The sequence below is a fragment of the Maritalea sp. S77 genome (assembly GCF_049801075.1).
GTDB lineage: Bacteria > Pseudomonadota > Alphaproteobacteria > Rhizobiales > Devosiaceae > Maritalea.
In genome coordinates, this window is the sequence record NZ_JBNAGG010000003.1 from 414,899 (window position 1) to 439,491 (window position 24,593).

28 protein-coding genes are annotated in these 24,593 nt (G+C 51.5%); 25 read left to right on the plus strand and 3 right to left on the minus strand.

The features are described from left to right. Positions 1 to 2 precede the first annotated feature (2 nt). Positions 3 to 1,355, minus strand: a complete 1,353-nt coding sequence (locus tag ACP15Y_RS12855) for a hypothetical protein (RefSeq protein WP_424983491.1) — start codon at positions 1,353 to 1,355, stop codon at positions 3 to 5. A gap of 124 nt (positions 1,356 to 1,479) precedes the next feature. Further along, complete coding sequence (deoD, locus tag ACP15Y_RS12860) at positions 1,480 to 2,190, minus strand: purine-nucleoside phosphorylase (RefSeq protein ID WP_424983492.1); 711 nt, start codon at positions 2,188 to 2,190, stop codon at positions 1,480 to 1,482. 137 nt (positions 2,191 to 2,327) lie between these two features. On the opposite strand from deoD, the gene leuD reads away from it, so the two are divergent. The 8 genes from leuD to ACP15Y_RS12900 all read left to right on the plus strand — a co-directional run bounded on the left by leuD (position 2,328) and on the right by ACP15Y_RS12900 (position 7,858). After that, on the plus strand, positions 2,328 to 2,936 hold the full coding sequence (gene leuD, locus ACP15Y_RS12865; protein WP_424983493.1) for a 3-isopropylmalate dehydratase small subunit: 609 nt from the start codon (positions 2,328 to 2,330) through the stop codon (positions 2,934 to 2,936). 3 nt (positions 2,937 to 2,939) lie between these two features. Beyond that, on the plus strand, positions 2,940 to 3,332 hold the full coding sequence (locus ACP15Y_RS12870) for a RidA family protein (RefSeq protein ID WP_424983494.1): 393 nt from the start codon (positions 2,940 to 2,942) through the stop codon (positions 3,330 to 3,332). After that, positions 3,333 to 3,764 (plus strand): GNAT family N-acetyltransferase, encoded by a 432-nt coding sequence (locus ACP15Y_RS12875; protein WP_424983495.1) that lies wholly within the window; start codon positions 3,333 to 3,335, stop codon positions 3,762 to 3,764. 85 nt (positions 3,765 to 3,849) lie between these two features. Further along, positions 3,850 to 4,260 (plus strand): hypothetical protein, encoded by a 411-nt coding sequence (locus ACP15Y_RS12880; protein WP_424983496.1) that lies wholly within the window; start codon positions 3,850 to 3,852, stop codon positions 4,258 to 4,260. Positions 4,261 to 4,337: 77 nt separating this feature from the next. Beyond that, positions 4,338 to 4,775, plus strand: coding sequence for a hypothetical protein (locus tag ACP15Y_RS12885; RefSeq protein ID WP_424983497.1), 438 nt, complete (start codon positions 4,338 to 4,340; stop codon positions 4,773 to 4,775). A 96-nt stretch (positions 4,776 to 4,871) separates the two neighbouring features. Beyond that, positions 4,872 to 5,966 carry a 3-isopropylmalate dehydrogenase gene (gene leuB / locus ACP15Y_RS12890; RefSeq protein ID WP_424983498.1) on the plus strand — a complete coding sequence of 365 codons (1,095 nt, stop codon included), beginning with the start codon at positions 4,872 to 4,874 and terminating at the stop codon, positions 5,964 to 5,966. Positions 5,967 to 6,308: 342 nt separating this feature from the next. Beyond that, a complete protein-coding gene (locus ACP15Y_RS12895) occupies positions 6,309 to 7,346 on the plus strand; it encodes an aspartate-semialdehyde dehydrogenase (RefSeq protein WP_424983499.1) in 1,038 nt (345 codons plus the stop codon). 74 nt (positions 7,347 to 7,420) lie between these two features. Next, the gene (locus tag ACP15Y_RS12900) at positions 7,421 to 7,858 is read left to right on the plus strand and encodes an N-acetyltransferase family protein (RefSeq protein WP_424983500.1); all 438 of its coding nucleotides are present in this window, start codon (positions 7,421 to 7,423) and stop codon (positions 7,856 to 7,858) included. A 7-nt stretch (positions 7,859 to 7,865) separates the two neighbouring features. Here ACP15Y_RS12900 and ACP15Y_RS12905 read toward each other — a convergent pair whose 3' ends face one another. Beyond that, positions 7,866 to 8,510, minus strand: coding sequence for a carbonic anhydrase (locus ACP15Y_RS12905; RefSeq protein WP_424983501.1), 645 nt, complete (start codon positions 8,508 to 8,510; stop codon positions 7,866 to 7,868). A 148-nt stretch (positions 8,511 to 8,658) separates the two neighbouring features. On the opposite strand from ACP15Y_RS12905, the gene ACP15Y_RS12910 reads away from it, so the two are divergent. The 17 genes from ACP15Y_RS12910 (at position 8,659) to ACP15Y_RS12990 (ending at position 24,559) form a co-directional block, all read left to right on the plus strand. Then, complete coding sequence (locus tag ACP15Y_RS12910) at positions 8,659 to 8,868, plus strand: DUF1737 domain-containing protein (RefSeq protein WP_133573356.1); 210 nt, start codon at positions 8,659 to 8,661, stop codon at positions 8,866 to 8,868. Between the two features lie 174 nt (positions 8,869 to 9,042). After that, a complete protein-coding gene (sdhC, locus tag ACP15Y_RS12915; RefSeq protein ID WP_424983502.1) occupies positions 9,043 to 9,417 on the plus strand; it encodes a succinate dehydrogenase, cytochrome b556 subunit in 375 nt (124 codons plus the stop codon). Between the two features lie 18 nt (positions 9,418 to 9,435). After that, positions 9,436 to 9,816 carry a succinate dehydrogenase, hydrophobic membrane anchor protein gene (sdhD, locus tag ACP15Y_RS12920; RefSeq protein WP_424983503.1) on the plus strand — a complete coding sequence of 127 codons (381 nt, stop codon included), beginning with the start codon at positions 9,436 to 9,438 and terminating at the stop codon, positions 9,814 to 9,816. Between the two features lie 6 nt (positions 9,817 to 9,822). Further along, complete coding sequence (gene sdhA / locus ACP15Y_RS12925; protein ID WP_424983504.1) at positions 9,823 to 11,628, plus strand: succinate dehydrogenase flavoprotein subunit; 1,806 nt, start codon at positions 9,823 to 9,825, stop codon at positions 11,626 to 11,628. Between the two features lies 1 nt (position 11,629). Further along, positions 11,630 to 12,091 carry an AprI/Inh family metalloprotease inhibitor gene (locus ACP15Y_RS12930; RefSeq protein WP_424983505.1) on the plus strand — a complete coding sequence of 154 codons (462 nt, stop codon included), beginning with the start codon at positions 11,630 to 11,632 and terminating at the stop codon, positions 12,089 to 12,091. After that, the gene (locus ACP15Y_RS12935) at positions 12,027 to 12,533 is read left to right on the plus strand and encodes a DUF3052 domain-containing protein (RefSeq protein WP_424983547.1); all 507 of its coding nucleotides are present in this window, start codon (positions 12,027 to 12,029) and stop codon (positions 12,531 to 12,533) included. The genes ACP15Y_RS12930 and ACP15Y_RS12935 overlap by 65 nt, the downstream gene beginning before the upstream one ends. Positions 12,534 to 12,546: 13 nt before the next feature. Continuing rightward, entirely contained in the window at positions 12,547 to 13,323 is a 777-nt protein-coding gene (locus ACP15Y_RS12940; RefSeq protein WP_424983506.1) for a succinate dehydrogenase iron-sulfur subunit, read from the plus strand. A 53-nt stretch (positions 13,324 to 13,376) separates the two neighbouring features. Continuing rightward, a complete protein-coding gene (locus ACP15Y_RS12945; RefSeq protein ID WP_424983507.1) occupies positions 13,377 to 13,634 on the plus strand; it encodes a hypothetical protein in 258 nt (85 codons plus the stop codon). 150 nt (positions 13,635 to 13,784) lie between these two features. After that, a complete protein-coding gene (locus ACP15Y_RS12950) occupies positions 13,785 to 14,402 on the plus strand; it encodes an AprI/Inh family metalloprotease inhibitor (protein WP_424983508.1) in 618 nt (205 codons plus the stop codon). A gap of 28 nt (positions 14,403 to 14,430) precedes the next feature. Further along, entirely contained in the window at positions 14,431 to 15,585 is a 1,155-nt protein-coding gene (gene zapE, locus ACP15Y_RS12955; RefSeq protein ID WP_424983509.1) for a cell division protein ZapE, read from the plus strand. 121 nt (positions 15,586 to 15,706) lie between these two features. After that, positions 15,707 to 16,669, plus strand: a complete 963-nt coding sequence (mdh, locus tag ACP15Y_RS12960; RefSeq protein WP_424983510.1) for a malate dehydrogenase — start codon at positions 15,707 to 15,709, stop codon at positions 16,667 to 16,669. 42 nt (positions 16,670 to 16,711) lie between these two features. Further along, entirely contained in the window at positions 16,712 to 17,908 is a 1,197-nt protein-coding gene (gene sucC, locus ACP15Y_RS12965; protein ID WP_424983511.1) for an ADP-forming succinate--CoA ligase subunit beta, read from the plus strand. 3 nt (positions 17,909 to 17,911) lie between these two features. After that, positions 17,912 to 18,823, plus strand: a complete 912-nt coding sequence (gene sucD / locus ACP15Y_RS12970) for a succinate--CoA ligase subunit alpha (protein WP_424983512.1) — start codon at positions 17,912 to 17,914, stop codon at positions 18,821 to 18,823. Between the two features lie 137 nt (positions 18,824 to 18,960). After that, on the plus strand, positions 18,961 to 21,942 hold the full coding sequence (locus tag ACP15Y_RS12975) for a 2-oxoglutarate dehydrogenase E1 component (protein ID WP_424983513.1): 2,982 nt from the start codon (positions 18,961 to 18,963) through the stop codon (positions 21,940 to 21,942). Between the two features lie 22 nt (positions 21,943 to 21,964). Next, positions 21,965 to 23,488, plus strand: coding sequence for a 2-oxoglutarate dehydrogenase complex dihydrolipoyllysine-residue succinyltransferase (gene odhB / locus ACP15Y_RS12980; protein ID WP_424983514.1), 1,524 nt, complete (start codon positions 21,965 to 21,967; stop codon positions 23,486 to 23,488). A gap of 31 nt (positions 23,489 to 23,519) precedes the next feature. Next, the gene (locus ACP15Y_RS12985) at positions 23,520 to 23,927 is read left to right on the plus strand and encodes an MAPEG family protein (protein ID WP_424983515.1); all 408 of its coding nucleotides are present in this window, start codon (positions 23,520 to 23,522) and stop codon (positions 23,925 to 23,927) included. Next, positions 23,927 to 24,559, plus strand: a complete 633-nt coding sequence (locus ACP15Y_RS12990) for a LysE family translocator (protein WP_424983516.1) — start codon at positions 23,927 to 23,929, stop codon at positions 24,557 to 24,559. Before ACP15Y_RS12985 ends, ACP15Y_RS12990 begins: the two co-directional genes overlap by 1 nt. Positions 24,560 to 24,593 lie beyond the last annotated feature (34 nt).

Below are 24,593 nucleotides of genomic sequence, written 5' to 3' on the forward strand. Positions count from 1 at the left end.
GATTATTTCTTATTGTCGCGCAGGGGCGTGATGTTGTCGTCCCGCGGTTCTGTGTCAGTTGGCTCGTCTTTGGGTGCATCCTCTTTGGCTGCGGTGGGCTTTTCATCGTCAGGCTGCTTTTCTTTCGCGGCATGCTCGATGGCTTTTTGCACCTGCTCAGGTGGCAGATCTGCATTCATGTCGCGGAACAGGGCCACGGCGCGCATCATTTCAGCGGCGGTGATTTTATCTGCCACGTCCAAGGTGCGGGCTTCGCGACGGGAAGCGGAATGCACGACGGAAAGGATCAAGACCAACACCATTGGCAGCAAGTCGATGGAGATGGCGCCCGCCCATGATGGCAGGAAGTCGCGGGCATACAGCAACACGGCTTCTGGCGTTGAGAGCGGTACAAAACGGCGTGTAGGCACAGCGGGCTGATTGAGAATATCCTGCGCCGCAGTTTGCAGTGCTTTTGATTGTGCTGCCACAGCGTCCATAATTGAACGCATCACGCGGTCCTGACGATTGGCCAAATCTTGGGTGCCGCCATCGGCTACGGGCGCGATAAAGCCTAATGAAAGGTCTTCCGCTGCGCGGTCAACTGAAGCGGCGATGGATGTTTCTTGCAAAGAGGCGATAACCCCGGTGAGGGCAAGCGCTTCAGCGGCAAATTGATCGGCGCGGGGCTGCACTTCGCCATCGCCAGAAACAAGCGCACGCATATTGGCCAAATGTTGTGAGCCTTGCTCAAACTGAGTGGCCACGGTTTCGCGCGAAGCGATGATGGACGCGCCAACTTCGTCCAATTGCTGTGACATTTGAGTGAGCAATTGCACCACTGAGCCGGAACCAGAGGTGCCGGTGAGCGCGCCGGATTGGCGTTCATCATCTGCTAGGCGAGAAAAGCGGACCGAGGCGCGCTGCACATCTGGCAATAGGCTTTGAGCGGATAGGGCATTGCCGTGGGCTTTGTCGAGATCGGCTACATAATCTTCAAGGGTAACGGCCAAATGCTGTTCAAGCGCAGCCGAACCTGCCAACGCAGCGGCGTTGAGCCATGAAGACATGGCCACAATCATCAAGCTGCCCAACCCCATTACGGCGATCAATGCGCCGCGGCGCGCACTGTCGCGCATGAGCGGCAAAAAGCGCATCATATAGGTCCAGAAGGCATAAATGCCCACGGATACGGCGGCGGAATAAATGATGGCGGCGAAGAACACCATATCTGCAGAGCCATCAATGAGGCTGCGCACGCCAAGATAGGTGTAGACCCCGCTGGCAAGTGCCAGCGTGGCCAGTGCAAACCGCGTCATCATTTCAAGTGACTTAACGCCCTCTTTCAGGCGTGCAGCATTATTATGGTCGAGCATCAAAAAGCCTTTAATTTCCCTGTTGGCTCATTAGAACGGGAAAATCGCGGCCATAAAAGGGCAAAGTCTGCAAAAGTTAAGACGCGGTTAATGCGGTTGACCAGCGCCTAAGCGCTGGCCGCACTTATAGCGATGCCGCCAAATCCAGTGAAAGCGTCGCCATGTCTTCCAGCGAGCTTTGGCGGGCGTCTGCGTCGATCTCGTCGCCGGTGATCAGGCAATCTGTCATGGTGCAGATGGCGATGGCTTTGCGGTTATATTTTGCGGCCAAGGTGTAAAGCGCGGCGGCTTCCATTTCCACGGCCAGAATGTCGTGATCGAGCAAAGGCTGATAACCTTTGGCGCCGCCTTCAACATAAAACACATCGGAGGAAACGATGCCGCCAGCGTGGAATTTCATCTCGCGATTGTCGGCAAGGTCTGCCGCTTTGCGCAACAGGTCAAAATCGGCGTGGGGCGCATAATGATAGCGACCGAAGGTGCCCACATTCATAGCGCTGTCTGTAGAGGCGGCAACGCCCAGCACCACATCGCGCACTTTGACCTTTTCGTTCAAACCGCCGCAGGTGCCGATGCGGATAAAGTTTTTCGCGCCATAAATATTGATCAATTCATGCACATAAATGGCGAGGGAAGGCTGGCCCATGCCTGTGGCCTGCACAGAGACTTTTTTGCCCTTATAAGTGCCGGTATAGCCCAAGCAGTTGCGGACGGAATTGACGAGCTTTGCATCTTCCAAAAATGTTTCTGCCACCCATTTTGCGCGTAGCGGATCGCCCGGTAGCAGCACGGTTTCGGCGTAGGCATCTTTGGGGGCATGGTTATGAGGCGTCATGATTTTTCCTATTGGTCAAAATATCTGCGCGTATCTATCCATTTTTTACGATCAAATTCAACGTTGAGGCGCAAGTGCGACTTGACGCGCTTTTGAGGCTGGGGCATTTGAAGGGGAACGAAAGGATATTGCGACACATGGATAAGTTCACAACATTGACCGGGGTTGCTGCCCCATTGCCGTTGATCAATATCGATACGGATATGATTATCCCGAAACAATATCTCAAAACCATCAAGCGCACGGGCCTTGGCGTGGCCGCTTTTGCCGAAATGCGCTATGAAGAAGATGGAAAAACGGAAAAGCCAGATTTTGTGCTGAACAAGCCAGCCTATCGCAATGCGTCCATTTTGGTGGCGGGCGATAATTTCGGCTGTGGCTCCAGCCGTGAGCACGCTCCATGGGCGCTGAAAGATTTTGGCATTCGCTGCATCATCTCCACCAGCTTCGCAGATATTTTCTACAATAACTGCTTTAAGAACGGCATTTTGCCGATCGTGGTGACCGAAGAGCAATTGAAAGAATTGCTGGACGATGCGTCTCACGGGTCAAACGCGACATTGACCGTGGATTTGGAAGCGCAAACCATTCAGGGCCCAGATGGCGGCACGGTTGAGTTTGAGATCGATCCATCACGCAAAAATGCGTTGCTGCAAGGTTTGGACGATGTGGGCCTGACCATGGAAAAGGGTGAAGCCATTTCTACCTTTGAAGATAAGGTTTCAGAAGAGCGGCCTTGGATCTAATCCATGGGTGTGACGCGCATCTCCACAGGTTCTCCATTTGAGAAAAAGGCTGGCTATTCGCGGGCAATTGTGGATGGCGGCATGGTTTATGTGGCGGGGACAACCGGCTATGATTATGCGACCATGCAAATGCCAGAGGATGTGCAGGCACAGGCTGAAAACTGCTTTTTGACGATTGGAAAAGCGCTGAAAGAAGCGGGCGCATCGCTGAACGATGTGGTGCGTGCGCATTATTACATCACTGATGCCGATTATGCCGAAGCGGTGTTTGAAGTGACTGGCAAATATTTCGCCGAGGTGCGGCCCGCCGCCACAATGGTGGTGTGTGGCTTGATTAAGTCGGAAATGAAAGTGGAAATTGAAGTCACGGCGCGAATTGGCGCAGGAGACCGCTAGGTGGTGGCCTACCTAGATGTAAGCTTTGAACCGGACCACGAAATTCGGGATCAGCTGGATGAATTGCTCACTGCGTTCAATCGGGAGCATCGGCCACCGCAGGCTGGCACAAAGGGAGCGAAAGCGTTCGCCGTTGTGTTGAAATCGGATAACGAGCCGGTTCTTGGCGGCCTTTGGGCAAATATCTATGCTGATTGGATGTTTGTGGAGTTGTTATTTGTGCCTGAGCATTTGCGCGGCCAGGCATTTGGCACGCAGCTTTTAATGCAGGCGGAAGACCATGCCAAATCTTTGGGTCTGGTGGGCATGTGGCTGGACACTTATTCGTTCCAAGCGCGTCCATTTTATGAACGGCATGGGTTTGAAGTGTTTGGACAGCTTGACGATTTTCCTATCGGCGGAACTCGGTATTTCTTAAAAAAGATATTTTGACTCTATGTCGCAGGGCATCAAAAAAGGTTGACCTTACACTAGGTGGAAACCGCTTTATGATCGCTCCATAATTTGGAGTGAAGAGATGTTTTCCTTTTCAAAAGACGCAATCTATTTTGGCATTGGGGTGATGGTGGCCTTTTTGGTCGCGCTGCACCTGATTTTTCCGCAATATCCGCTGCAAGTGGCCGCTGGGGCCTTGATGGTGATCGGCCTTGTGTACCCGGTTTTGCTGTTGAGCCATCGCCATGACGCCCAGCAGCAACGGGATGAATTTTTGGCGGCGTTGGTGACCTATGGGTTGGCAGTGGCTGGGCTGTTGATTTGGCCCTGGGCTGTGCCAATGGGTTTGGGCGCGCACGCGGCTTGGGATTTCATCAAGCACAATACCGGGCGTGGCGCCAAGGTGGTGAGCTGGTATCCGCCCATGTGCATTGTGGTCGATCTACTGGCCGCGGCCTATGTGATCATATTGCTGGTCACCGGTTGGATTTAGCCTGTGTCAAAACACCTCTCGCCAAAGTCAAAGCGTTCAGCTACGTTCCATACGTTAGCGTATGGTGGGGAGACAAAATGCTTTATTTGTTGGCCGGATTGGCGGATTTGATTTTGGCACTGTTGCATGTGCTTGTGGCGGTGCTTGGTGGTGAAGCCTATATCTTCTTGCGGGCTGGCAAGGTGATGGCGGCGGCAGATGTTGCGGGGGAGATATGGCCCGCACTCTTAACGCTTGTGATTGCCACGATATTTCTAGCGTGGAGCCTGATCTGTTTTTGGACAGCCTTCAAGGATAAATATGGCAGGGCCCTGCGTGTACTGGTGGCTTTGATTGGTGGCGTTTTTGTGTTGCGCGGTTCGGCGCTATTTTTCGAGTTTTTTGAGCTCACCTTGTTTTCGGATGGGGAAAGTCCCGTCTTTCGCGACTTTGCATTTTCTGCACTCGCCTTGGTGATCGGTGCGCTGCATCTTTATGCCGTGGTGAGAAACCAGCGTATGATCGCCTCATCCTAAAGTTGCGGCAGGACGCATTCTGGCTGCAACGCCTTGCTATTTGCGCTTGGGAGCGCTAGCAAAGCGGCAGTTTCTATTCAAATTCAGGATGTGATTATGGCACAAAATCATCTTTTGCTGTTGCCCGGCGATGGAATTGGCACTGAAATTATGGCTGAGGTGGAAAAGCTTATTGCGCACCTGACAGATAAAGGCCTTGCCGATTTCTCTTATGATACCGGCCTTGTGGGCGGTTCCGCTTATGACGCGCATGGCCAGGCCATTTCCGAAGAGGATATGGAAAAAGCGCTGAAAGCGGATGCGGTGATTTTTGGTGCAGTAGGCGGCCCGAAATGGGACGATGTGCCTTATGACGTGCGCCCGGAAGCTGGTCTTTTGCGTCTGCGCAAAGATTTGGGCTTGTTCGCCAACTTGCGCCCAGCCATTTGCTATAGCGCCCTGGCGGATGCGTCTTCTTTGAAAAAAGAGCTGGTTGAAGGCCTCGATATTCTCATCGTGCGTGAGCTGACCGGCGGTGTGTATTTTGGCGAGCCAAAAGAAATCATCGAATTGGGCGATGGCCAGAAACGCGGCATCGACACGCAAGTTTATGACACTTATGAAATTGACCGGATTGCACGCGTGGCATTTGATTTGGCCCGCACCCGTGACAATCGCGTTCACTCTTCAGAAAAACGCAATGTGATGAAATCTGGCGTATTGTGGCACGAGGTTGTGACCGAAGTGCACAAAGATTATGCTGACGTGAAGTTGGATCATATCTTGGCGGACAATTGCGCCATGCAATTGGTGCGCAATCCAAAGCAATTTGATGTGATCGTGACCGACAATTTGTTTGGTGACATCTTGTCGGATTCGGCGGCGATGTTGACTGGTTCTTTGGGCATGTTGCCCTCTGCTTCTTTGGGGGCGCCAGATGCGAACACGGGCAAGCGCAAAGCTCTTTATGAACCGGTACATGGTTCTGCGCCAGATATTGCGGGCCAAGGTATGGCCAACCCAATCGCGATGTTGGCCAGCTTTGCTATGGCATTGCGCTATTCATTTGAAATGATTGAATTGGCTGACAAGCTTGAGGCTGCAATCTCATCTGTTTTGGATGAAGGTTTGCGCACAGGCGACATTATGCAGGACGGCTGCAAAAAGGTTTCTACCACCGAAATGGGCGATGCGATTATCGCCAAGATTTAGTTTCGATTTATTGGAACAAAATGCCTCGCGCTGCGTTGTTGGCGCGAGGTAACTGGTTGAAATAATATTTCGGCAAGCTTTATTGACTAATCTCGGTAATGAGATACAACAACGGCGCTTGTTTAATTAACTCGGCTAACGCAACGATCATGATGCATTTGATGCACACAACAATGATGACTGTGAAAACCATGTCTCTTTCCAGAGGCGTGGCGCTTGGCGTTGGCAAGATGGCCGAGAAGAAAACCACCAAAACCTGCTAAGTTTCCCTGAGCGCCCCCGCCAGGGGGACGGTCCGGCTAACGTAACGTCAAAAGCGGGGGTGAGACAGGAAAAATCAAGATGGGTTATAAGGTTGCAATTGTTGGCGCAACAGGGAATGTTGGCCAAGAAATGTTGGGCATTCTAGCTGAGCGCGGCTTTCCCGCCGATGAGGTTTTTGCATTGGCCTCTTCACGCTCAATTGGTCGCGAAGTTTCGTTTGGCGACAAAACGCTGAAATGCAAAGACCTTGAAACATTTGATTTCACTGGCGTTGATTTTTGCCTGATGTCTGCTGGGTCAGAGATCTCCAAAAAGTGGGCTGAGAAAATCGGCGAAACCGGCTGTATCGTGATCGATAATTCCTCTTTCTGGCGTTATCATCAGGATGTGCCTTTGATTGTGCCGGAAGTGAACCCGCATCACCTTGAAGCCTATATGGCACAAGAAGAGCGGATGAACATTATCGCCAACCCAAACTGTTCAACTGCACAGTTGGTTGTGGCGCTGAAGCCTTTGCATGACCATGCGAAAATCAAGCGGATCGTTGTGTCCACTTACCAGTCTGTTTCTGGTTCCGGCAAAGCGGCGATGGACGAGCTTTGGAACCAAACCAAAGGCATTTTTGTCACCGACATTCCTGAGCCTGAAGTTTACCCAAAACAGATCGCTTTCAATGCGATCCCGCATATCGATGTGTTCATGGAAGATGGGTATACCAAGGAAGAGTGGAAAGTTTTGGCCGAGACCAAAAAAATGCTCGACCCGAAAATCAAAGTGACTTGCACAGCGGTGCGTGTGCCTGTGTTTATCAGCCACTCCGAAGCGGTGAACATTGAATTTGAAAATGAAATCACACCGGACGAAGCGCGCGATATTTTGCGTGAATCTCCAGGCATTATGGTGGTGGATAAGCGCGAAGATGGCGGCTATATCACCCCAGTTGATGCGGCTGGTGAAGATGCCACTTTCGTGTCGCGTATCCGTGAAGATGCGACCGTTGAAAATGGCCTGAACATGTGGGTGGTTTCAGACAATTTGCGCAAAGGCGCTGCGCTGAACACAGTGCAAATTGCTGAAGCAATCATCAATCGCGGTCTTTTGAAAAAAGTCGCGTAACTCTTTGCCATTTTGATGGTAATGTTGGCACCCGCCGGATTTGATCTGGCGGGTGTTTTGTTTGAGGTGTAGCCATGGTTCAAATCCGCAAGGCTGTTGAAAAAGATTTGCCGCGCTTGGTGGAGATTTTCCGCGTGTCACGGCAGCAGCTTTTGCCCTTTTTGCCGATCCTTTACACGCGCGAGCAGGATTTTGCCCATTTGAAAGATTTGATGGGGCGCGGCGAAGTTTATGCCGGTGTTTTGGCGGAGAAGCTTGTTGGCTTTTTGGTGCGGATTGATCATTGGGTGGCGCACCTTTATGTGCACCCTGATATGATTGCCCAAGGTGTTGGCCAAGCGCTGTTGGGCCATGCAAAGACTAAGAGTTCTAAGCTGGAGCTGTGGTGTTTTGAAGAAAACCAACGCGCCCGCGCTTTTTATGAGGCGCAGGGCTTTAAATTGGTGCGGACCACCGAGGGCGACAATGAAGAAGGCTTGCCAGATCGGCTTTATCGCTGGGTGCGTGACTAGATTTTGCCTAGTTTTCGGCGCGGCTGAAATCGCCAGTTTCGCCATTCATAACCCACAATTCAGCCGTGGAAATATCGAACCACGCGCCATGTAGATTAACAGCGCCGTCTTTTTCCATTTGGTTGATATAGGGGAAATTGCGCAAATTTTGCACAGAGCGTCGAATGGAGACGCGTTCGAGCGCGTTTTGCCGTTCAGCAGGCGTCATCACTTGATCGGTCGCCGCAACTTGCTCTGCCACCGGTGCGAGCATGCTCATCCATTTGCCGATAAAATCACCGTCATCCAATTTGGTGCCATCATTTGAAAGGGCAGCTTGGATGCCGCCACAACGGCCATGACCCATCACCACAATGTCTTTAACGCCCAAACCTTTGACCGCAAATTCAATGGCGGCGGAGGTGGAGTGGTGGTTGCCATCTGGCGCGTAGGGTGGCACCAAATTGGCCACATTGCGCACAACAAATAGTTCGCCGGGGCCTGCGGAAAAAATTGTTTCCGGCGCAGCACGGCTGTCGCAACATGCAATGATCAATACGGTTGGTTTTTGGCCCTTTTCCGCGAGTTCTTTATATTTCTCGCGCTCATTGATCAGCGCCGAGGAAGTGAATTCTTTATATCCCTTAATGAGTCGCTCTGGAAAATTTGCCATCAATCTCTTTCATTTCATTGCCCTGCGCTCAATTTATTGATTGCGATGGCCAAAACAAGCATAAAAATCGCTAAACAGTTTGTTTAATTTCAAAAACCATGTGATCAATCTGCCAGATTGATCAATTGACCCAAAGAAAGAGGCCAAAATGGATGTTTATCGATTTCTAAGCGCTGATGATGATTCCAGCTTCTGCCACAAGGTGACCAAGGCTTTGAGCGAAGGCTGGGTGCTTTATGGCGAGCCAAAATATTGCTTTGATCAAGCGGCAGGCAAAATGCGTTGTGGCCAAGCCGTGATCAAGCCAGTGGCAGATCAGCCTTATGATCCCGACAAGAAATTAACGGATTATGAGTAACTGATGCGTCAAATGAGAGCTTGATTTACGCTTTACCTATAGGTAAGCGTTGGTATCCGACTTAAGGTGGAGATGGTTTTCTTTGACGAACTGACGGTCAAAGGGTAATCATTGACCACACTCAAATAAAGCCGTTTGCACGGCGAGGGCAATTATAAAGGGGCATTTGACGCCATGGCTGAACCCAACCGACCCTTATCACCTCACATTTTGATCTATAAAGAAGAAATCACCATGGTGATGTCGATCGTGCATCGGATCACGGGTGTGGGACTTTATACAGGCACGGCCTTTCTCGTGTGGTGGCTGGCTGCCGCCGCCATTGGCGACGGTGCATTTGCCGTTGCGCAGGGCTTTTTTGGCCATTGGTTCGGCAAGCTGATCCTGATTGGTTACACATGGGCATTGTTCCACCACATGCTGGGCGGTTTGCGCCACTTTGTTTGGGACCTTGGCAAGGGCTATGGGCCTGAGCGTTACACCATGGCTTGGGCAACCATTGGTGGATCCATCATTCTCACGGGCATTGTTTGGCTATTTTTGATTTAGCGCTTTGGGGGGCTAAAAATGAGTTTTCGTACACCTTTATCACGGGTGACCGGGCTTGGGTCCGCCAAAAGCGGCACTGAGCATTTCTGGAACCAGCGCATGACGGCTTTGGCCAATTTGCCGCTTATGTTGTTTTCGGTTTGGCTGGTGATCACACTGGTTGGCGCGGATCGCGCGCAAATGGTGGCCACATTCGCCAATCCGTTCATTACCGGCTTTGCCATCCTCACCATTTTGTCGGCCAGCATTCACATGCGCTTGGGGCTGCAAGTGGTGATTGAAGATTATGTGCACACGGAAAGCACCAAATGGCTGTTGATGATGCTCAATAGCTTTTTTGCCTTCGGCGTGGCGATCATCGCCATTGTGTCTCTATTGAAATTGAGTTTTGGAGGATAGGCCGGCATGGCACTCAAAGGCGATTATAAAATTGTCGACCACGAATTTGACGTTGTGGTTGTTGGCGCTGGCGGCGCGGGATTGCGCGCGACGCTTGGCATGGCCGAACAAGGCTTGCGCACTGCTTGTATCTCAAAAGTGTTTCCTACACGTTCGCACACCGTTGCGGCGCAGGGCGGCATTGCGGCTTCGTTGGGCAATATGGGCCCGGATAGCTGGCAGTGGCATATGTATGACACCGTAAAGGGTTCTGATTGGTTGGGCGATAATGATGCGATGGAATATCTCGCACGCGAAGCGCCAAAAGCCGTTTATGAGCTTGAGCACTATGGCGTGCCTTTCTCGCGGACTGAAGAAGGCAAAATCTATCAGCGCCCATTTGGCGGCCACATGCAAAATTATGGTGAAGGCCCCCCAGTGCAGCGCACATGTGCGGCAGCTGACCGGACAGGCCACGCAATTTTGCATACGCTTTATGGCCAGTCTTTGCGCAACAATGCGCAGTTCTTCATTGAATATTTCGCCACAGATTTGTTGATGAGCGAAGATGGTGAATGCCAGGGCGTGATCGCTTGGAAATTGGACGATGGCACCATTCACCGTTTCCGCGCCAAGCAAACCGTTTTGGCGACTGGTGGTTATGGCCGTGCCTATTTCTCCGCGACTTCTGCCCACACTTGTACCGGCGATGGCGGCGGCATGGTGGCGCGCGCGGGCCTGCCGTTGCAAGATATGGAATTTGTGCAATTCCACCCAACAGGTATTTATGGCGCGGGCGTGTTGATCACAGAAGGTGCGCGCGGCGAGGGTGGTTATTTGACCAACTCTGAAGGCGAACGCTTTATGGAGCGTTATGCGCCGAACGCCAAAGATTTGGCGTCACGTGACGTGGTTTCGCGCTGCATGACCATGGAAATTCGTGAAGGCCGTGGCGTTGGCCCGAACAAAGACCACATCTTCTTGCATCTTGATCACCTTGATCCAGATGTGTTGGCAGAGCGTTTGCCGGGCATTACCGAAAGCGCGAAAGTGTTTGCTGGTGTTGATTTGACCCGCGAGCCGATCCCCGTGATCCCAACGGTTCACTACAATATGGGCGGCGTGCCGACCAATTATTGGGGTGAAGTGTTGAACCCAACAGCAGATGATCCGGATGCGATTGTACCGGGCCTAATGGCTGTGGGTGAAGCGGGCTGTGCTTCTGTGCATGGGGCCAACCGTTTGGGTTCAAACTCACTGATTGACTTGGTGGTGTTTGGCCGGGCGGCTGCGATCCGTGCAGGCAAAGTGGTGGACAAAGAAGCTCCGGTGCCAGACGTGAACGAAGCCAGCTTCGACAAGTCTATGGAGCGCTTTGATCGCTTGCGTTATGCGGATGGTTCAATCTCCACCGCGCAGTTGCGCGATAAGATGCAGCGGGCCATGCAAGAGGATGCTGCGGTGTTCCGCACCGAAGAAACTCTGCAATCTGGCGTGAAGCGCATGACAGAGATTTGGGGCGAAATGGCCGATGTGAAGGTGCATGACCGCTCAATGATCTGGAACACTGATTTGGTGGAAACGCTTGAGCTTGAAAACTTGATGGCCAATGCGATTGCGACGGTTGTTTCGGCGGAGGCCCGCAAGGAAAGCCGCGGTGCCCATGCGCGTGAAGATTATCCGGATCGGGATGATACAAACTGGCGTCAGCACTCTATTTCTCGTTTGTCAGAAGATGGCAAGGTGGATCTATCTTTGCGTGATGTGCATGTGGACCCCATCTCAGAAGAAGTGGATTTGGCGAAAATCGCACCGAAAGCTCGGGTTTACTAAGATGCGCTTTCGTTCCGGGTTGGTTGCTATGGCAGGCATTGCGGCGATGCTGTTGGCGGGGTGTGCAGTTACTGCTGACCCCTCCGCGCGTGGCGTTGACGCTTGGAGCAACGGCACCAGCTGGAACGAAGATGGCCAAGCAGTGACCACCAAAGCGCAAGCTGAACAAGATTTGGTCGGATTGTGGATTTTGGCTGACAATGCAGATCGCGATTGCAAGATTGAATTGCGGACCGATGGGGCAAGCAACGCATCAATGCTCAAGGCTATGCCCACAAACGACTGCATGAGTGTGATGCAGCATGTGGCTGGCTGGAATTTGGCTGAAGGCAAGATTGTGCTGTTTGACAAAAATAGCCGTCAGATCGGTTCATTTGAGGCCGCCAAACGATATCGTTATCAGGGCGAACTCACGATCTCCACTGGGGCAAGCTTGCCCGCAACTTTTGTGCGGGGTGCCTAAGATGGCGGCTCAGGCGGGTTATTCAGGCACACCATTGCCCAAAAAGCTGGGGCTAAAGGACGGCCAGAACGTGCTTTTTGTGGATTTGCCTGAAAGCCAGCATGAACTCGTCAGCGCGCGTGAATTTGGGCTGATTGTGGAAAGCGATTGGCCGGAATTGGCAGATCAAACAACCCGATTTGATGTGGTGCACGGCTTTACCAAGCAGAAAAGCCAGCTTGAACAGAATATTCCGTTGTTGCAACGGGTGATTGTGCCAGATGGCATGATCTGGATTTCATGGCCGAAGAAGGCCGCAAAAGTTGAAACAGATGTCACCGAAGATGTGGTGCGGGCGCTTGCGCTTCAAACCGATCTTGTTGATGTCAAAGTCTGTGCTGTTGATGCGATATGGTCGGGGCTAAAGCTCGTCATTCGCAAAGAACAACGGCATTTGCATTAGGGAGCCGATAGCAATGGTTCAATTGACCCTGCCTAAGAACTCGCAGCCCAAAAAGGGCAAGACCTGGCCGAAACCTTCGGGCAGCAATGTGCGAGAATTTCATATTTATCGCTATGATCCGGATGGTGGCGACAATCCGCGTATCGACACCTACTTTGTCGATTTGGATGATTGCGGCCCCATGGTGCTGGACGCACTTTTGTACATCAAAGACAAGGTGGACCCCACTTTGACTTTGCGCCGGTCGTGCCGTGAGGGTATTTGCGGGTCTTGCGCCATGAATATTGGCGGGTTGAACACGTTGGCCTGCACCAAAGGTATTGATGAGTTTAAAGGCCCAATCAATGTATATCCATTGCCGCACATGCCTGTGGTGAAGGATTTGGTGCCAGATTTGACCAATTTTTACGCTCAGCACCGTTCGATCAAGCCTTGGTTGCAAACCAAGACACCGGAGCCACGCACCGAATGGCTGCAAGCGCGGGAAGATCGCGAAAAGCTTGATGGGCTTTATGAGTGTATTCTTTGTGCTTGTTGCTCAACCTCGTGCCCGAGCTATTGGTGGAATGGCGATCGTTATTTGGGGCCAGCTGTTTTGCTACAAGCCTATCGCTGGTTAATCGATAGCCGCGATGAAGCAACCGGTGAGCGCTTGGACGATCTGGAAGATCCGTTCCGGCTTTATCGTTGTCACACCATCATGAATTGCGCCAATACGTGTCCGAAAGGGTTGAACCCGGCCAAGGCGATTGGTGAGATCAAGAAAATGATGGTTGAGCGCGCCATCTAGCTGTTACACTGAAAGCCGCCTTTAAGAGGCGGTTTTCTTTTGAAAGGGCGATAATGAGCCTCACGACCATTGCAAAAATTGATGATTTGGGCGAAGCGCGCTTGTTGATCCTTGCGCTCAAGTCGCACGGCTTTCATCCCATTGAAGGAAATGAGGTTGGCCTAGCGGGCTTTGCCGGGGCCATAGGTCCAACGGGCGTACCCATCATGTTGCCCTCTGGCGAAGCCGAGGATGCCAAATTATTGTTGGATAGTTTGCGTGAGGACTTCAAAAAAGACAGTGAATCTGATCCATCGGGCGAAGAGACGTAAACTCGCCACATTCCTGACTAGAACAAAAGATAGGCCGATTGCCTTGAATTGCGGCGTGTTGAGCATGCAGGGGCTTGACTGATTATGGTTGATAGCCTTTTAACCTTTTTCAAGCAGGCTAAGAACATTCCGCACAAAGGAGACTCGTGCATGGCGAAAAATTTTGTGAAACTTGTACAACTGGGGTGCGTTGCAGGTGTTTTCGCACTGGCCGGGTGCACAACTACGCGTTCGCCATTCTCATCCTCCTCACGCAATTCCGCGCCACCGGAGCAGTTGAGCCCGGTCAATACAGGCACTGTCAATCAATCTGAATTGCCGCCTGTTGATGGCAGCCAGCCGCAATCACAAGATCCGCAATTGGCAAGCAACCAGACCACAGATGGACAGGCTGAATCCTTGTTTGGTGAAAGTGATGGTTCGTTTGTGTCGCTAAATGATGTGAATGAAAACACCAATGTTGCTGGCCGTGATCTGACCGGGAATTTGACTGTATTGAAGCTATTGGGCGTTTGGACCATGCAGGCGGGCGAAGAGACGTGTCGCCTCAACCTCACCCAATCGGCCAAAGGCTCTACAGGGCGCTATCGGGCGTCCGCGCCAAACTGCGCTGTGCCATCAATCGCGGCCGTGAGCTCTTGGCAGTTGGCAGGCAACCAAGTGCAATTGTTTAATGAGCAAGGTCAAATGATTGGCAATCTGCTGAAAAATGGTGAGCGCTTCGTGGGCACCATGGCAGGCGGCCAAGGCGTATCCATGGTCGGATAATCATTTTCTAGCCGAACAAAGGCCTTTTATGGGGCATTCATTTTTCGCGCATTATCAAAAGCTGGTCGATGATCAGGTGCTTAAACCTGATCCGGCGCAGGCAGATATTGTGCGTCAATTTGATGAGCTGGCGCAGAAGCTTCAACATCACCAATCGCAAAAGCCCAATTTCTTTCAGCGGATACTGGGGCAAGATCATGCCGAAGATGCTCCGCAAGGGCTATATATTTGGGGTGATGTTGGCCGCGGCAAAACCATGTTGATGGACTTGTTTTTCAACCATATTGAGGTTGAAAAAAAACGTCGGGTACATTTTCACGAATTTATGGCGGAAGTGCATGAAGGCATTGCAGCCTTTCGAAAAAGCGAGCGTGGCAAGGAAAACGGACGGCGCGACCCCATTCCCTATGTGACCGCGCCGATTATTGAAAAGGTCAAGCTGCTTTGCTTTGACGAATTTCACGTGAACGACATAACTGACGCCATGTTGCTGTCGCGCCTGTTCGGCCAGTTGTTTGAGGCTGGGCTGGTTGTGGTGGCAACGTCCAATGTGCCGCCAGAGGGGCTTTACAAGAACGGGCTCAATCGCCAGCTCTTTGTGCCGTTCATTGAGCTGTTGCAGCAAAAGACAAAAGTTCTTCGCTTAGATGTTGATCACGATTATCGACGGGAGAAGCTGGAAGAACAGCCGATCTATTTCTTCGGCCACGACGACAAAGCGCAAGCGGGGTTGGATCGTGTGTGGAACAATCTCACGGGCGGGCAAACTGGCGAGCGCGAGAACATTGATCTGCAAGGGCGCACGTTTAGCGTGCCACAACAGGCGCTTGGGGTGATGCGAATCGGCTTTAAGCAATTGTGCGAAGCGCCGTTAGGTTCGCGCGATTACTTGCGCCTGTCCCACCATTACCACACCTTTATTATTGATGAGATCCCTTATCTTGATCGAGCGCGTAGCGATGCCGCGAAACGGTTCATCTTGCTTGTGGATACGCTTTATGATCGCGGGTGCAAATTGTCCGCCTCCTTTGCGGCGCCGCTTGATGAGTTAAGTGGCGATGATCAAACGGCTTTTGAATTTCAACGCACCTTGTCGAGGCTGGTGGAGATGCGCTCTCTTGAATATTTGGGGGCGCCGCTTAATGATGTTGAAGAGACAGAGGAAAATTCTGTCGACGTGTGACAAGTCCGGAAACGCTGGGTTTAGGGTGCAACTAATACGAAGGGTTCACTTGCACAACTAGTCACTTAGCGTTATTGAGGGACTGGAAACAACTTACTTTACCTATAGGGAAACTTGGGAAATGGCTCGTAAAAAAATCGCTCTGATCGGCGCCGGACAGATCGGTGGCACCTTGGCTCACTTGGCTGCTGCGAAAGAACTTGGTGACGTAACCTTGTTTGATATTGTTGATGGTGTGCCGCAGGGCAAAGCGCTTGATTTGGCACAATCTGCGCCGGTAGACGGTTATGACAGCCGTTTGAAAGGCACCTCAGAATATAAAGACATCGCAGGTGCGGACGTTGTGATCGTAACCGCCGGCGTGCCGCGCAAGCCGGGCATGAGCCGCGATGATTTGCTTGAAATCAACTTAAAGGTGATGGAGCAGGTTGGTGCCGGCATCGCTAAATATGCGCCGGACGCCTTTGTGATCTGCATCACCAACCCGCTTGATGCTATGGTTTGGGCATTGCAGCGTTTCTCTGGTTTGCCTGCCAATAAAGTTGTGGGCATGGCTGGCGTTTTGGACAGCTCACGCTTCCGTCACTTCCTCGCTGACGAATTTGACGTATCTGTGCAAGACGTTACCGCATTTGTTTTGGGCGGCCACGGCGACACAATGGTGCCGTTGACCCGCTATTCAACAGTTGCCGGCATTCCATTGACTGATTTGGTCAAAATGGGCTGGATCACGAAAGAGCGTTTGGAAGAAATCGTTCAGCGCACACGTGATGGCGGTGCGGAGATCGTGGGCTTGTTGAAAACAGGTTCCGCTTTTTATGCGCCAGCAACGTCTGCCATTGCGATGGCTGAAAGCTATTTGAAAGACAAAAAACGCGTATTGCCTTGTGCCGCTTACCTGAAAGGCGAGTTCGGCGTGAAGGGCATGTATGTTGGCGTACCAACAGTGATTGGTGCTGACGGCGTTGAGCGTGTTGTCGAGATTTCTTTGAGCAAATCTGAGCAAACTCAATTCGATAAGTCTGTTGCATCTGTCGATGGCCTTGTTGAGGCGTGCAAGAAAATTGCACCGAAATTGGCGTAACGCGCGCTTAAACCTGAATCGCGAAACCAACGGAGTGATGCGATGAACATTCATGAATATCAGGCCAAGAAGCTCTTGGCCTCCTATGGCGCGCCAGTGGCCAAAGGTATTCCAATCTTTTCAAAAGACGAAGCGCGCAAAGCAGCGGAAGAATTGGGCGGCCCATTGTGGGTAGTCAAAAGCCAAATTCACGCAGGTGGCCGCGGCAAAGGCAAATTCAAAGAATTGCCTGAAGATGCCAAAGGCGGTGTGCGTCTTGCTTTTGATATGGACGAAATGCAAGCCCATGTGGACGAGATGCTGGGCAACACATTGGTGACCAAGCAGACAGGTCCAGCTGGCAAGCAAGTGAACCAACTTTATTTGGAAGATGGCGCGGACATTGAACGCGAACTTTATCTTTCATTGTTGGTTGATCGTGTAACAGGCCAAGTTGCCTTTGTGGTCTCCACTGAAGGCGGCATGGACATTGAAGCGGTTGCCGAAGAAACCCCTGAGAAAATCCACAATATTTCAATCGATCCAGATGCTGGCGTAACTGAAGCCAACGCGTCTGCGATTTGTGATGCGTTGAAATTGGATGGCGACGCGCGTGCCGATGGCATGAACTTGTTCCCAATCCTTTATAAAGCCTTCACCGAAAAAGATATGAGCCTTTTGGAAATCAACCCGCTGATCGTGATGAAAGACGGTCATTTGCGTGTGTTGGATGCCAAAGTCTCTTTCGATGGCAATGCGCTGTTCCGTCACCCTGACATTGTTGAACTACGCGATTTGACCGAAGAAGACGACAAAGAGATCGAAGCCAGCAAGTATGATTTGGCTTACATCGCTTTGGACGGCACGATCGGTTGCATGGTGAACGGCGCTGGCTTGGCCATGTCGACCATGGACATCATCAAGCTTTATGGCGAAGAGCCTGCCAACTTCCTTGACGTTGGTGGCGGTGCGAACGCGGAAAAAGTGACAGCCGCCTTTAAGATCATCACCGCTGATCCGAATGTAAAAGGCATTTTGGTCAACATCTTTGGTGGCATTATGCGTTGTGATGTGATCGCGGAAGGTGTTTTGACCGCAGTGAAAGAAGTTGGCTTGGACGTGCCTTTGGTTGTGCGCCTTGAGGGCACCAAAGTGGCGGAAGGCAAGAAGCTCATCGAAGAGAGCGGCTTGAACGTGATCCCCGCAGATGACCTAGATGATGCAGCGCAGAAAATTGTAGCTGCAGTTAAAGGAGCGTAACCCATGTCAATTTTGATCAACAAAGAGACGAAAGTGTTGGTTCAGGGCCTGACGGGTAAAACAGGTACGTTCCACACCGAGCAAGCACTTGCTTATCACGGCACCCAAATGGTTGGTGGCATTCACCCGAAAAAGGGTGGCGAGACATGGACGGGCAATGTTGACGGTGGCACCGTTGATCTGCCTGTTTTTGCAACAGTTGCAGAAGGCAAAGCCGCAACTGGTGCCAATGCGTCAGTTGTCTATGTGCCACCTGCAGGTGCCGCAGCAGCGATCATGGAAGCGATTGAAGCTGAGATTGAACTGATCGTTTGTATCACCGAAGGCGTGCCGGTGATGGACATGGTGAAGGTGAAAGCTGCACTTGAGAAATCAAACTCACGTTTGATCGGTCCAAACTGCCCAGGCGTTTTGACACCCAACGAATGTAAAATCGGCATTATGCCCGGTAACATTTTCTCCAAAGGTTCAGTGGGCATTGTGTCACGTTCAGGCACATTGACATATGAAGCTGTGTTCCAAACCACCAATGCGGGCCTTGGCCAATCCACTGCTGTGGGCATTGGCGGTGACCCCGTGAAGGGCACTGAATTTATCGACATGCTCGACATGTTCTTGGATGATGATGAAACCGAAAGCATCATCATGATCGGTGAGATTGGTGGTTCTGCGGAAGAAGAAGCAGCCGAATTCATCAAGCAAGAAGCCAAAAAAGGCCGTTCGAAGCCAATGGCGGGCTTTATTGCAGGTTTGACAGCGCCTCCAGGCCGCACAATGGGCCACGCGGGTGCTGTGATTTCAGGCGGCAAAGGCGGCGCTGAAGACAAGATTGCAGCCATGGAAGATGCAGGCATTAAAGTGTCTCGTTCTCCAGCGAAAATTGGCGAAACGCTTTTGGAAGTGCTCAAAGGCTAAAAAACAAAATATTGCGCGGGGTTAGCGTTAATTGAAACCTAACGCCTCCCGCGCGATACTCAAATGGCACGCAGCTCGTGACAGCTGTAAAACATCGGAATAGGGGACGACGAGGCCACTCCTCGCCAGGCAGGTCAATGACACGACAAGAACAGAACTCAGCGTTTCTGCTCACTTCTTTTCTCTATGGCGGCAATGCCGACTATATTGAAGAGCTTTACGCAAAATATCAGGAGAATCCCGCCAGTGTTGACGAGACATGGCGGTCTTTTTTTGCCGAGCTGAAAGATAATGCAGAGGATGTGAAGAAAAGCGCCTCTGGTCCTTCATGGGAGCGCACCGACTGGCCGCGCGCTGAGGGCGGCGAATTGGTGGCAGCGCTGGATGGCGACTGGAGCCAGTTTGAAGCCAAAGCGGCAAAAGCGGCGAAGGCCACGGCCAAGGCAAATGGGGTGGCGATTGACCCCAGTCAAGTGCAGCAAGCCACACGCGATTCAATCCATGCCATTATGATGATCCGCGCTTATCGGATGCGTGGTCATTTGCATGCAGATTTGGACCCGCTGAATCTGACAGATCGTGCAGATGCACCTGAACTTGACCCCGCCAATTATGGCTTCAGCGAAAAAGATTATGATCGCAAGATCTTCATCGATTACTATCTGGGGCTGGAATATGCCACCATCCCGGAAATGCTGGAGATTTTGAAGCGGACCTATTGTTCGACTTTCGGCATTGAATTTATGCATATCTCCGATCCAGAAGCCAAAGGCTGGCTGCAGGAGCGGATTGAAGGTCCGGACAAAGAGATTGCTTTTACCAAGGAAGGTAAAGTGGCGATTTTGAAAAAACTGATCGAAGCGGAAGGCTTTGAGAAGTTTTTGGACGTGAAATATACTGGGACCAAGCGGTTCGGCCTTGATGGCGGCGAAGCGCTGATCCCAGCGCTTGAGCAAATCATCAAGCGTGGTGGTGCTTTGGGCGTGAAAGACATTGTGTTGGGCATGGCCCACCGCGGTCGTTTGAACGTTTTGACCCAAGTGATGGGCAAAACACACCGCGCTTTGTTCCACGAATTTAAGGGCGGCGCGCCGCATCCTGATGATGTGGAAGGCTCGGGCGATGTGAAATATCACCTTGGGGCGTCATCCGACCGTGAGTTTGATGGCAACAATGTGCACTTGTCGCTGACAGCGAACCCATCTCACTTGGAAATTGTGAACCCAGTTGTGTTGGGCAAATCTCGTGCCAAGCAAGATCAGCACAATGCTGAAGATGGCATTTTTGTACCGCCAAAGAAAACCGATCGCTCATCTGTATTGCCATTGCTGTTGCATGGTGATGCGGCCTTTGCGGGCCAGGGTGTTGTCGCAGAATGTTTTGGGTTGTCTGGTCTTAAAGGCCACCGTACGGGCGGTTCGATCCACTTTGTGATCAACAACCAAATCGGCTTTACAACCGCACCAATGTATTCGCGCTCTTCGCCTTATCCAACCGATGTGGCGAAAATGATTGAAGCGCCGGTGTTCCATGTGAATGGCGACGATCCGGAAGCGGTGACGTTTGCGGCCAAGATCGCGATTGAATATCGCCAGAAATTTAAGAAGCCAGTGGTGATCGACATGATCTGCTACCGTCGCTTTGGCCACAATGAGGGCGATGAGCCGTCATTTACCCAGCCGCAAATGTATAAGGCGATCCGCTCGCACAAGACCACGCTGCAAATCTATGCTGATAAGCTGGTGAGCGAAGGGGTGTTGAGCGAGAAGGAAGTGGATCGATTCATTTCTGATTGGCGCAGCCATTTGGAAGAAGAGTTTTCCGCTGGCGATGAATATAAACCCAACAAGGCCGACTGGCTGGATGGCGCTTGGAAAAACATCAAGCACGCCGAAGATGGCGCGCGTCGCGGCAATTCTGGCGTGGATGTGGACCGCTTGCGCGAAATCGGCACCAAGATCACCGATATCCCAGAAGGGTTTGAAGCGCATAAGACCATTAAGCGTTTCATGAACAACCGGAAGAAAGTGATTGATTCAGGCGAGGGCATTGATTGGGCCCTTGGCGAAGCCTTGGCTTTTGGCTCGTTGGTGACCGAAGGCCACCCGGTTCGCTTGTCTGGTCAGGATTGCGAGCGCGGTACGTTTTCGCAACGGCACACTGTGCTGCATGATCAGGCAGATGGGCGCATGTATACGCCGTTGAACAATATCAAAGACGGTCAAGCTCGCTATGAAGTGATCAACTCCATGCTGTCTGAAGAGGCGGTGCTTGGTTTTGAATATGGCTATTCATTGGCTGAGCCAAACGCCCTGACCATCTGGGAAGCGCAGTTTGGTGACTTTGTGAACGGCGCTCAAGTCGTGATCGACCAATTCATTTCGTCCGGCGAGCGCAAATGGCTGCGGATGTCTGGCTTGGTGATGATGTTGCCGCATGGTTATGAGGGCCAAGGGCCAGAGCACTCTTCTGCTCGTTTGGAGCGCTTTTTACAGCTTTGTGCGGAAGACAATATGCAAGTGGCGAACTGTACAACTCCGGCCAACTACTTCCATATTTTGCGCCGTCAATTGACCCGCGAATTCCGGAAGCCGTTGATTTTGATGACACCAAAGAGCCTGTTGCGCCATAAGCGTTGCGTCTCTTCTTTGGAAGAAATGGGCCCGAACTCCACTTTCCACCGTTTGCTGTGGGATGATGCGGAGACACCGGGCGGTCAAACAGAAATTAAACTGCAATCAGACGATAAGATCCGTCGCGTGGTGCTGTGTTCAGGCAAAGTCTATTACGACTTGCTGGAAGATCGTGAAAAGCGCGGCATCGACGATGTTTATCTGATGCGGTTGGAGCAGCTTTATCCGTTCCCAGCAAAAGCATTGCATGATGAGTTGTCACGCTTCAAAAATGCTGAAATTGTATGGTGTCAGGAAGAGCCGAAAAATATGGGCGCCTGGGCGTTCATTCAGCCTTATGTTGAATGGGTGCTTGAGCAAATGGATCGTGCTGGTGAACGTCCGCGTTATGTGGGTCGCGCCGCATCTGCATCCACTGCGACAGGTTTGATGCGCAACCATTTGGCGCAGTTGCAGGCCTTCTTGGATGAAGCTTTTGCCGAATAGTGCGAATTGATTGGAAAATAAAATGTCCCAAGAAATTAAAGTGCCCACTTTGGGCGAAAGCGTAACAGAGGCCACAATCGGCCAATGGTTCAAAAAAGTCGGCGATCACGTCAAAACTGATGAGCCAATTGTTGAGTTGGAAACCGATAAGGTGACCATTGAAGTGCCCGCACCAAGCGATGGTGTTTTGGAAGCAATTAGCGCCGAAGTGGGAGAAACTGTTGAGGTTGGTGCATTGATTGGCGCCATTGGCGCAAGTGATGGCGCCGCACCTCAAGCGCAAGATAATGATGATAATGCCGAGACAAGCGAGGCTTCGATGGCGGACGAAAACAAATCTAGCGGTGACGCTGAAATTATTGAACTTTTGGTACCAAGCTCCGGCGAATCCGTTGTGGAAGCCGATGTGGGCGAATGGTTCAAAAAAGTTGGCGACAGTGTAGACGCTGACGAAGCTGTGGTTGAATTGGAAACCGATAAAGCTGCCATGGATGTGCCCGCACCACAGGCTGGCAAAATCGTTGAGATTGTTGCGGAAAGCGGCGAAACCGTTGAGGTCGGTGCTGTGTTGGCGCGGATCGCGGTTGGCGAAGGCGCGGCAGCGGCAGCGCCTGCACCTGCGGCAGCCCCAGCGGCACCTAGCACCAGCGGAACGGGCGATATGCCTCCCGCACCATCTGCACAAAAGATGATGACGGAAAAAGGCATTGATGCTGGCGATGTTGATGGCTCTGGCAAGCGTGGCCAAATCTTGAAAGAAGATGTGATGTCTGCCGTGTCTAATTTGGGTGCAAAGCAAGAAAGCGCGCCGAAAAAGGCAGCTGTTGCTGCTTCGCGTGAAGCGGGTGAAGGCGAGGAGCGGGTGAAAATGACCCGGTTGCGCCAAACCATTGCACGCCGCTTGAAAGATGCGCAAAACACAGCTGCCATGTTGACCACCTTTAACGAGGTGGACATGAAGCCGGTGATGGATCTGCGCAAATCTTACAAGGAATTGTTTGAGAAAAAGCACGGCGTTAAGCTTGGCTTTATGGGCTTTTTCACCAAAGCGGTTTGCCATGCGTTGAAAGAAATTCCTGCCGTGAATGCGGAGATTGATGGCACTGACATCATCTATAAAAACTTCGCACATATTGGCGTTGCTGTGGGCACAGACAAGGGCTTGGTTGTGCCTGTTGTGCGCGATGCAGACCAGATGTCGATTGCTGAGATTGAGCAAGAAATTGGCCGCTTGGGTGTTGCTGCACGTGATGGCGACCTTTCAATGGCGGACATGCAGGGCGGTACATTCACCATCTCAAATGGTGGTGTTTATGGCTCCTTGATGTCGACCCCAATTTTGAACGCACCACAATCTGGCATTTTGGGGATGCACAAAATTCAGGAACGGCCTGTTGTGGAAAATGGTCAAATCGTCATTAAGCCAATGATGTATCTGGCGCTATCTTATGACCACCGGATTGTTGATGGCAAAGAAGCCGTAACCTTCTTGGTACGTTTGAAAGAAAGCTTGGAAGATCCACAGCGTTTGGTGCTTGATCTTTAAGGCTTTGTGCCAACCCAAAGGATAGCCCAACATGTCAGTTGAATTGACATTGTTGATTTGGAGCACGGTGGTGGCCATCATCTATGTCACCACCCAAAGCTTTCTATTCAAAGCGCAGGTTGGCAACCGCTATACAATCACCGCGCGGGACGAAGAAATTGTCCCGACCGGTTTGGCTGGCCGGGCCAACCGCGCGCTGAGAAACTTTGTTGAAACCTACCCGATTTTTATCGCGCTGGTTTTGGCGATCGAGTTGCTCTCTGCCAGCAATGGGTTTTCGGTGGTGGGTGCACATATTTATTTCTGGGCACGGGTTTTGTTTTTGCCAGCCTATTTGATTGGCACGCCATATGTGCGGACCTTTATCTGGAAATTCAGTGCACTTGGATTGGTATTGATGATGCAACCTTTGTTTGTTGCCATGTTCTGGGGAAACTAATGGACGCCTATTGGATCGAATTTTTGGGACTTATGGCGGTTTTCGGCTTGGCGGCGATTATGCCGGGCATCGATTTCACCATGGTTTTGCGCCAATCCATCGCCAATGGTCGCAAGGCAGGCATCTTCACCAGTCTTGGTATTGCATCGGCTGTGTTTGTGCATGCGACCTACACTATTCTGGGTGTCGGCTTGATCATTTCCCAATCTATTTTGGCCTTCAACATTATCCGGTTCTTGGGCGCGGCCTATTTGCTTTACTTGGGCATTCAGTCTTTGCGTGCGCCCGCGCCAGAGCCAGCCAAAATGGATGTATCTCATATTGATACCAGCCAAAGCATCTTTAAGAGTTTTGGCATCGGGTTTTTGACCAATCTGCTGAACCCCAAGGCCACGATCTTTTTCGTATCCGTGTTCACCACTTTGGTGAGCCTATCTACACCGATCCACATTCAATTTAGCTATGTGGGGGCGATGGCCTTTGTATTGTTCAGCTGGTTTTCGCTGGTGGCGATTTTTTTCACGACCCCGAGGGTGCGTGCAGGGTTTTACGCCATGGGCAAATGGTTTAACCGCGCCACGGGTGCTGTATTGATTGGCATGGCCGCAAAAGTGGCCCTGACCCAACGATAGAAATGAAGAAGACGAGCAAGATCGTCTCCAAAAG

Coding starts and splice junctions, on each gene's coding strand:
- ACP15Y_RS12855 (WP_424983491.1), bottom strand. CDS start 1,355: ATGCTCGACCATAATAATGCTGCACGCCTGAAAGAGGGCGTTAAGTCA.
- deoD (WP_424983492.1), bottom strand. CDS start 2,190: ATGACGCCTCATAACCATGCCCCCAAAGATGCCTACGCCGAAACCGTG.
- leuD (WP_424983493.1), top strand. CDS start 2,328: ATGGATAAGTTCACAACATTGACCGGGGTTGCTGCCCCATTGCCGTTG.
- ACP15Y_RS12870 (WP_424983494.1), top strand. CDS start 2,940: ATGGGTGTGACGCGCATCTCCACAGGTTCTCCATTTGAGAAAAAGGCT.
- ACP15Y_RS12880 (WP_424983496.1), top strand. CDS start 3,850: ATGTTTTCCTTTTCAAAAGACGCAATCTATTTTGGCATTGGGGTGATG.
- ACP15Y_RS12885 (WP_424983497.1), top strand. CDS start 4,338: ATGCTTTATTTGTTGGCCGGATTGGCGGATTTGATTTTGGCACTGTTG.
- leuB (WP_424983498.1), top strand. CDS start 4,872: ATGGCACAAAATCATCTTTTGCTGTTGCCCGGCGATGGAATTGGCACT.
- ACP15Y_RS12895 (WP_424983499.1), top strand. CDS start 6,309: ATGGGTTATAAGGTTGCAATTGTTGGCGCAACAGGGAATGTTGGCCAA.
- ACP15Y_RS12900 (WP_424983500.1), top strand. CDS start 7,421: ATGGTTCAAATCCGCAAGGCTGTTGAAAAAGATTTGCCGCGCTTGGTG.
- ACP15Y_RS12905 (WP_424983501.1), bottom strand. CDS start 8,510: ATGGCAAATTTTCCAGAGCGACTCATTAAGGGATATAAAGAATTCACT.
- ACP15Y_RS12910 (WP_133573356.1), top strand. CDS start 8,659: ATGGATGTTTATCGATTTCTAAGCGCTGATGATGATTCCAGCTTCTGC.
- sdhC (WP_424983502.1), top strand. CDS start 9,043: ATGGCTGAACCCAACCGACCCTTATCACCTCACATTTTGATCTATAAA.
- sdhD (WP_424983503.1), top strand. CDS start 9,436: ATGAGTTTTCGTACACCTTTATCACGGGTGACCGGGCTTGGGTCCGCC.
- sdhA (WP_424983504.1), top strand. CDS start 9,823: ATGGCACTCAAAGGCGATTATAAAATTGTCGACCACGAATTTGACGTT.
- ACP15Y_RS12930 (WP_424983505.1), top strand. CDS start 11,630: ATGCGCTTTCGTTCCGGGTTGGTTGCTATGGCAGGCATTGCGGCGATG.
- ACP15Y_RS12940 (WP_424983506.1), top strand. CDS start 12,547: ATGGTTCAATTGACCCTGCCTAAGAACTCGCAGCCCAAAAAGGGCAAG.
- ACP15Y_RS12945 (WP_424983507.1), top strand. CDS start 13,377: ATGAGCCTCACGACCATTGCAAAAATTGATGATTTGGGCGAAGCGCGC.
- ACP15Y_RS12950 (WP_424983508.1), top strand. CDS start 13,785: ATGGCGAAAAATTTTGTGAAACTTGTACAACTGGGGTGCGTTGCAGGT.
- zapE (WP_424983509.1), top strand. CDS start 14,431: ATGGGGCATTCATTTTTCGCGCATTATCAAAAGCTGGTCGATGATCAG.
- mdh (WP_424983510.1), top strand. CDS start 15,707: ATGGCTCGTAAAAAAATCGCTCTGATCGGCGCCGGACAGATCGGTGGC.
- sucC (WP_424983511.1), top strand. CDS start 16,712: ATGAACATTCATGAATATCAGGCCAAGAAGCTCTTGGCCTCCTATGGC.
- sucD (WP_424983512.1), top strand. CDS start 17,912: ATGTCAATTTTGATCAACAAAGAGACGAAAGTGTTGGTTCAGGGCCTG.
- ACP15Y_RS12975 (WP_424983513.1), top strand. CDS start 18,961: ATGACACGACAAGAACAGAACTCAGCGTTTCTGCTCACTTCTTTTCTC.
- odhB (WP_424983514.1), top strand. CDS start 21,965: ATGTCCCAAGAAATTAAAGTGCCCACTTTGGGCGAAAGCGTAACAGAG.
- ACP15Y_RS12985 (WP_424983515.1), top strand. CDS start 23,520: ATGTCAGTTGAATTGACATTGTTGATTTGGAGCACGGTGGTGGCCATC.
- ACP15Y_RS12990 (WP_424983516.1), top strand. CDS start 23,927: ATGGACGCCTATTGGATCGAATTTTTGGGACTTATGGCGGTTTTCGGC.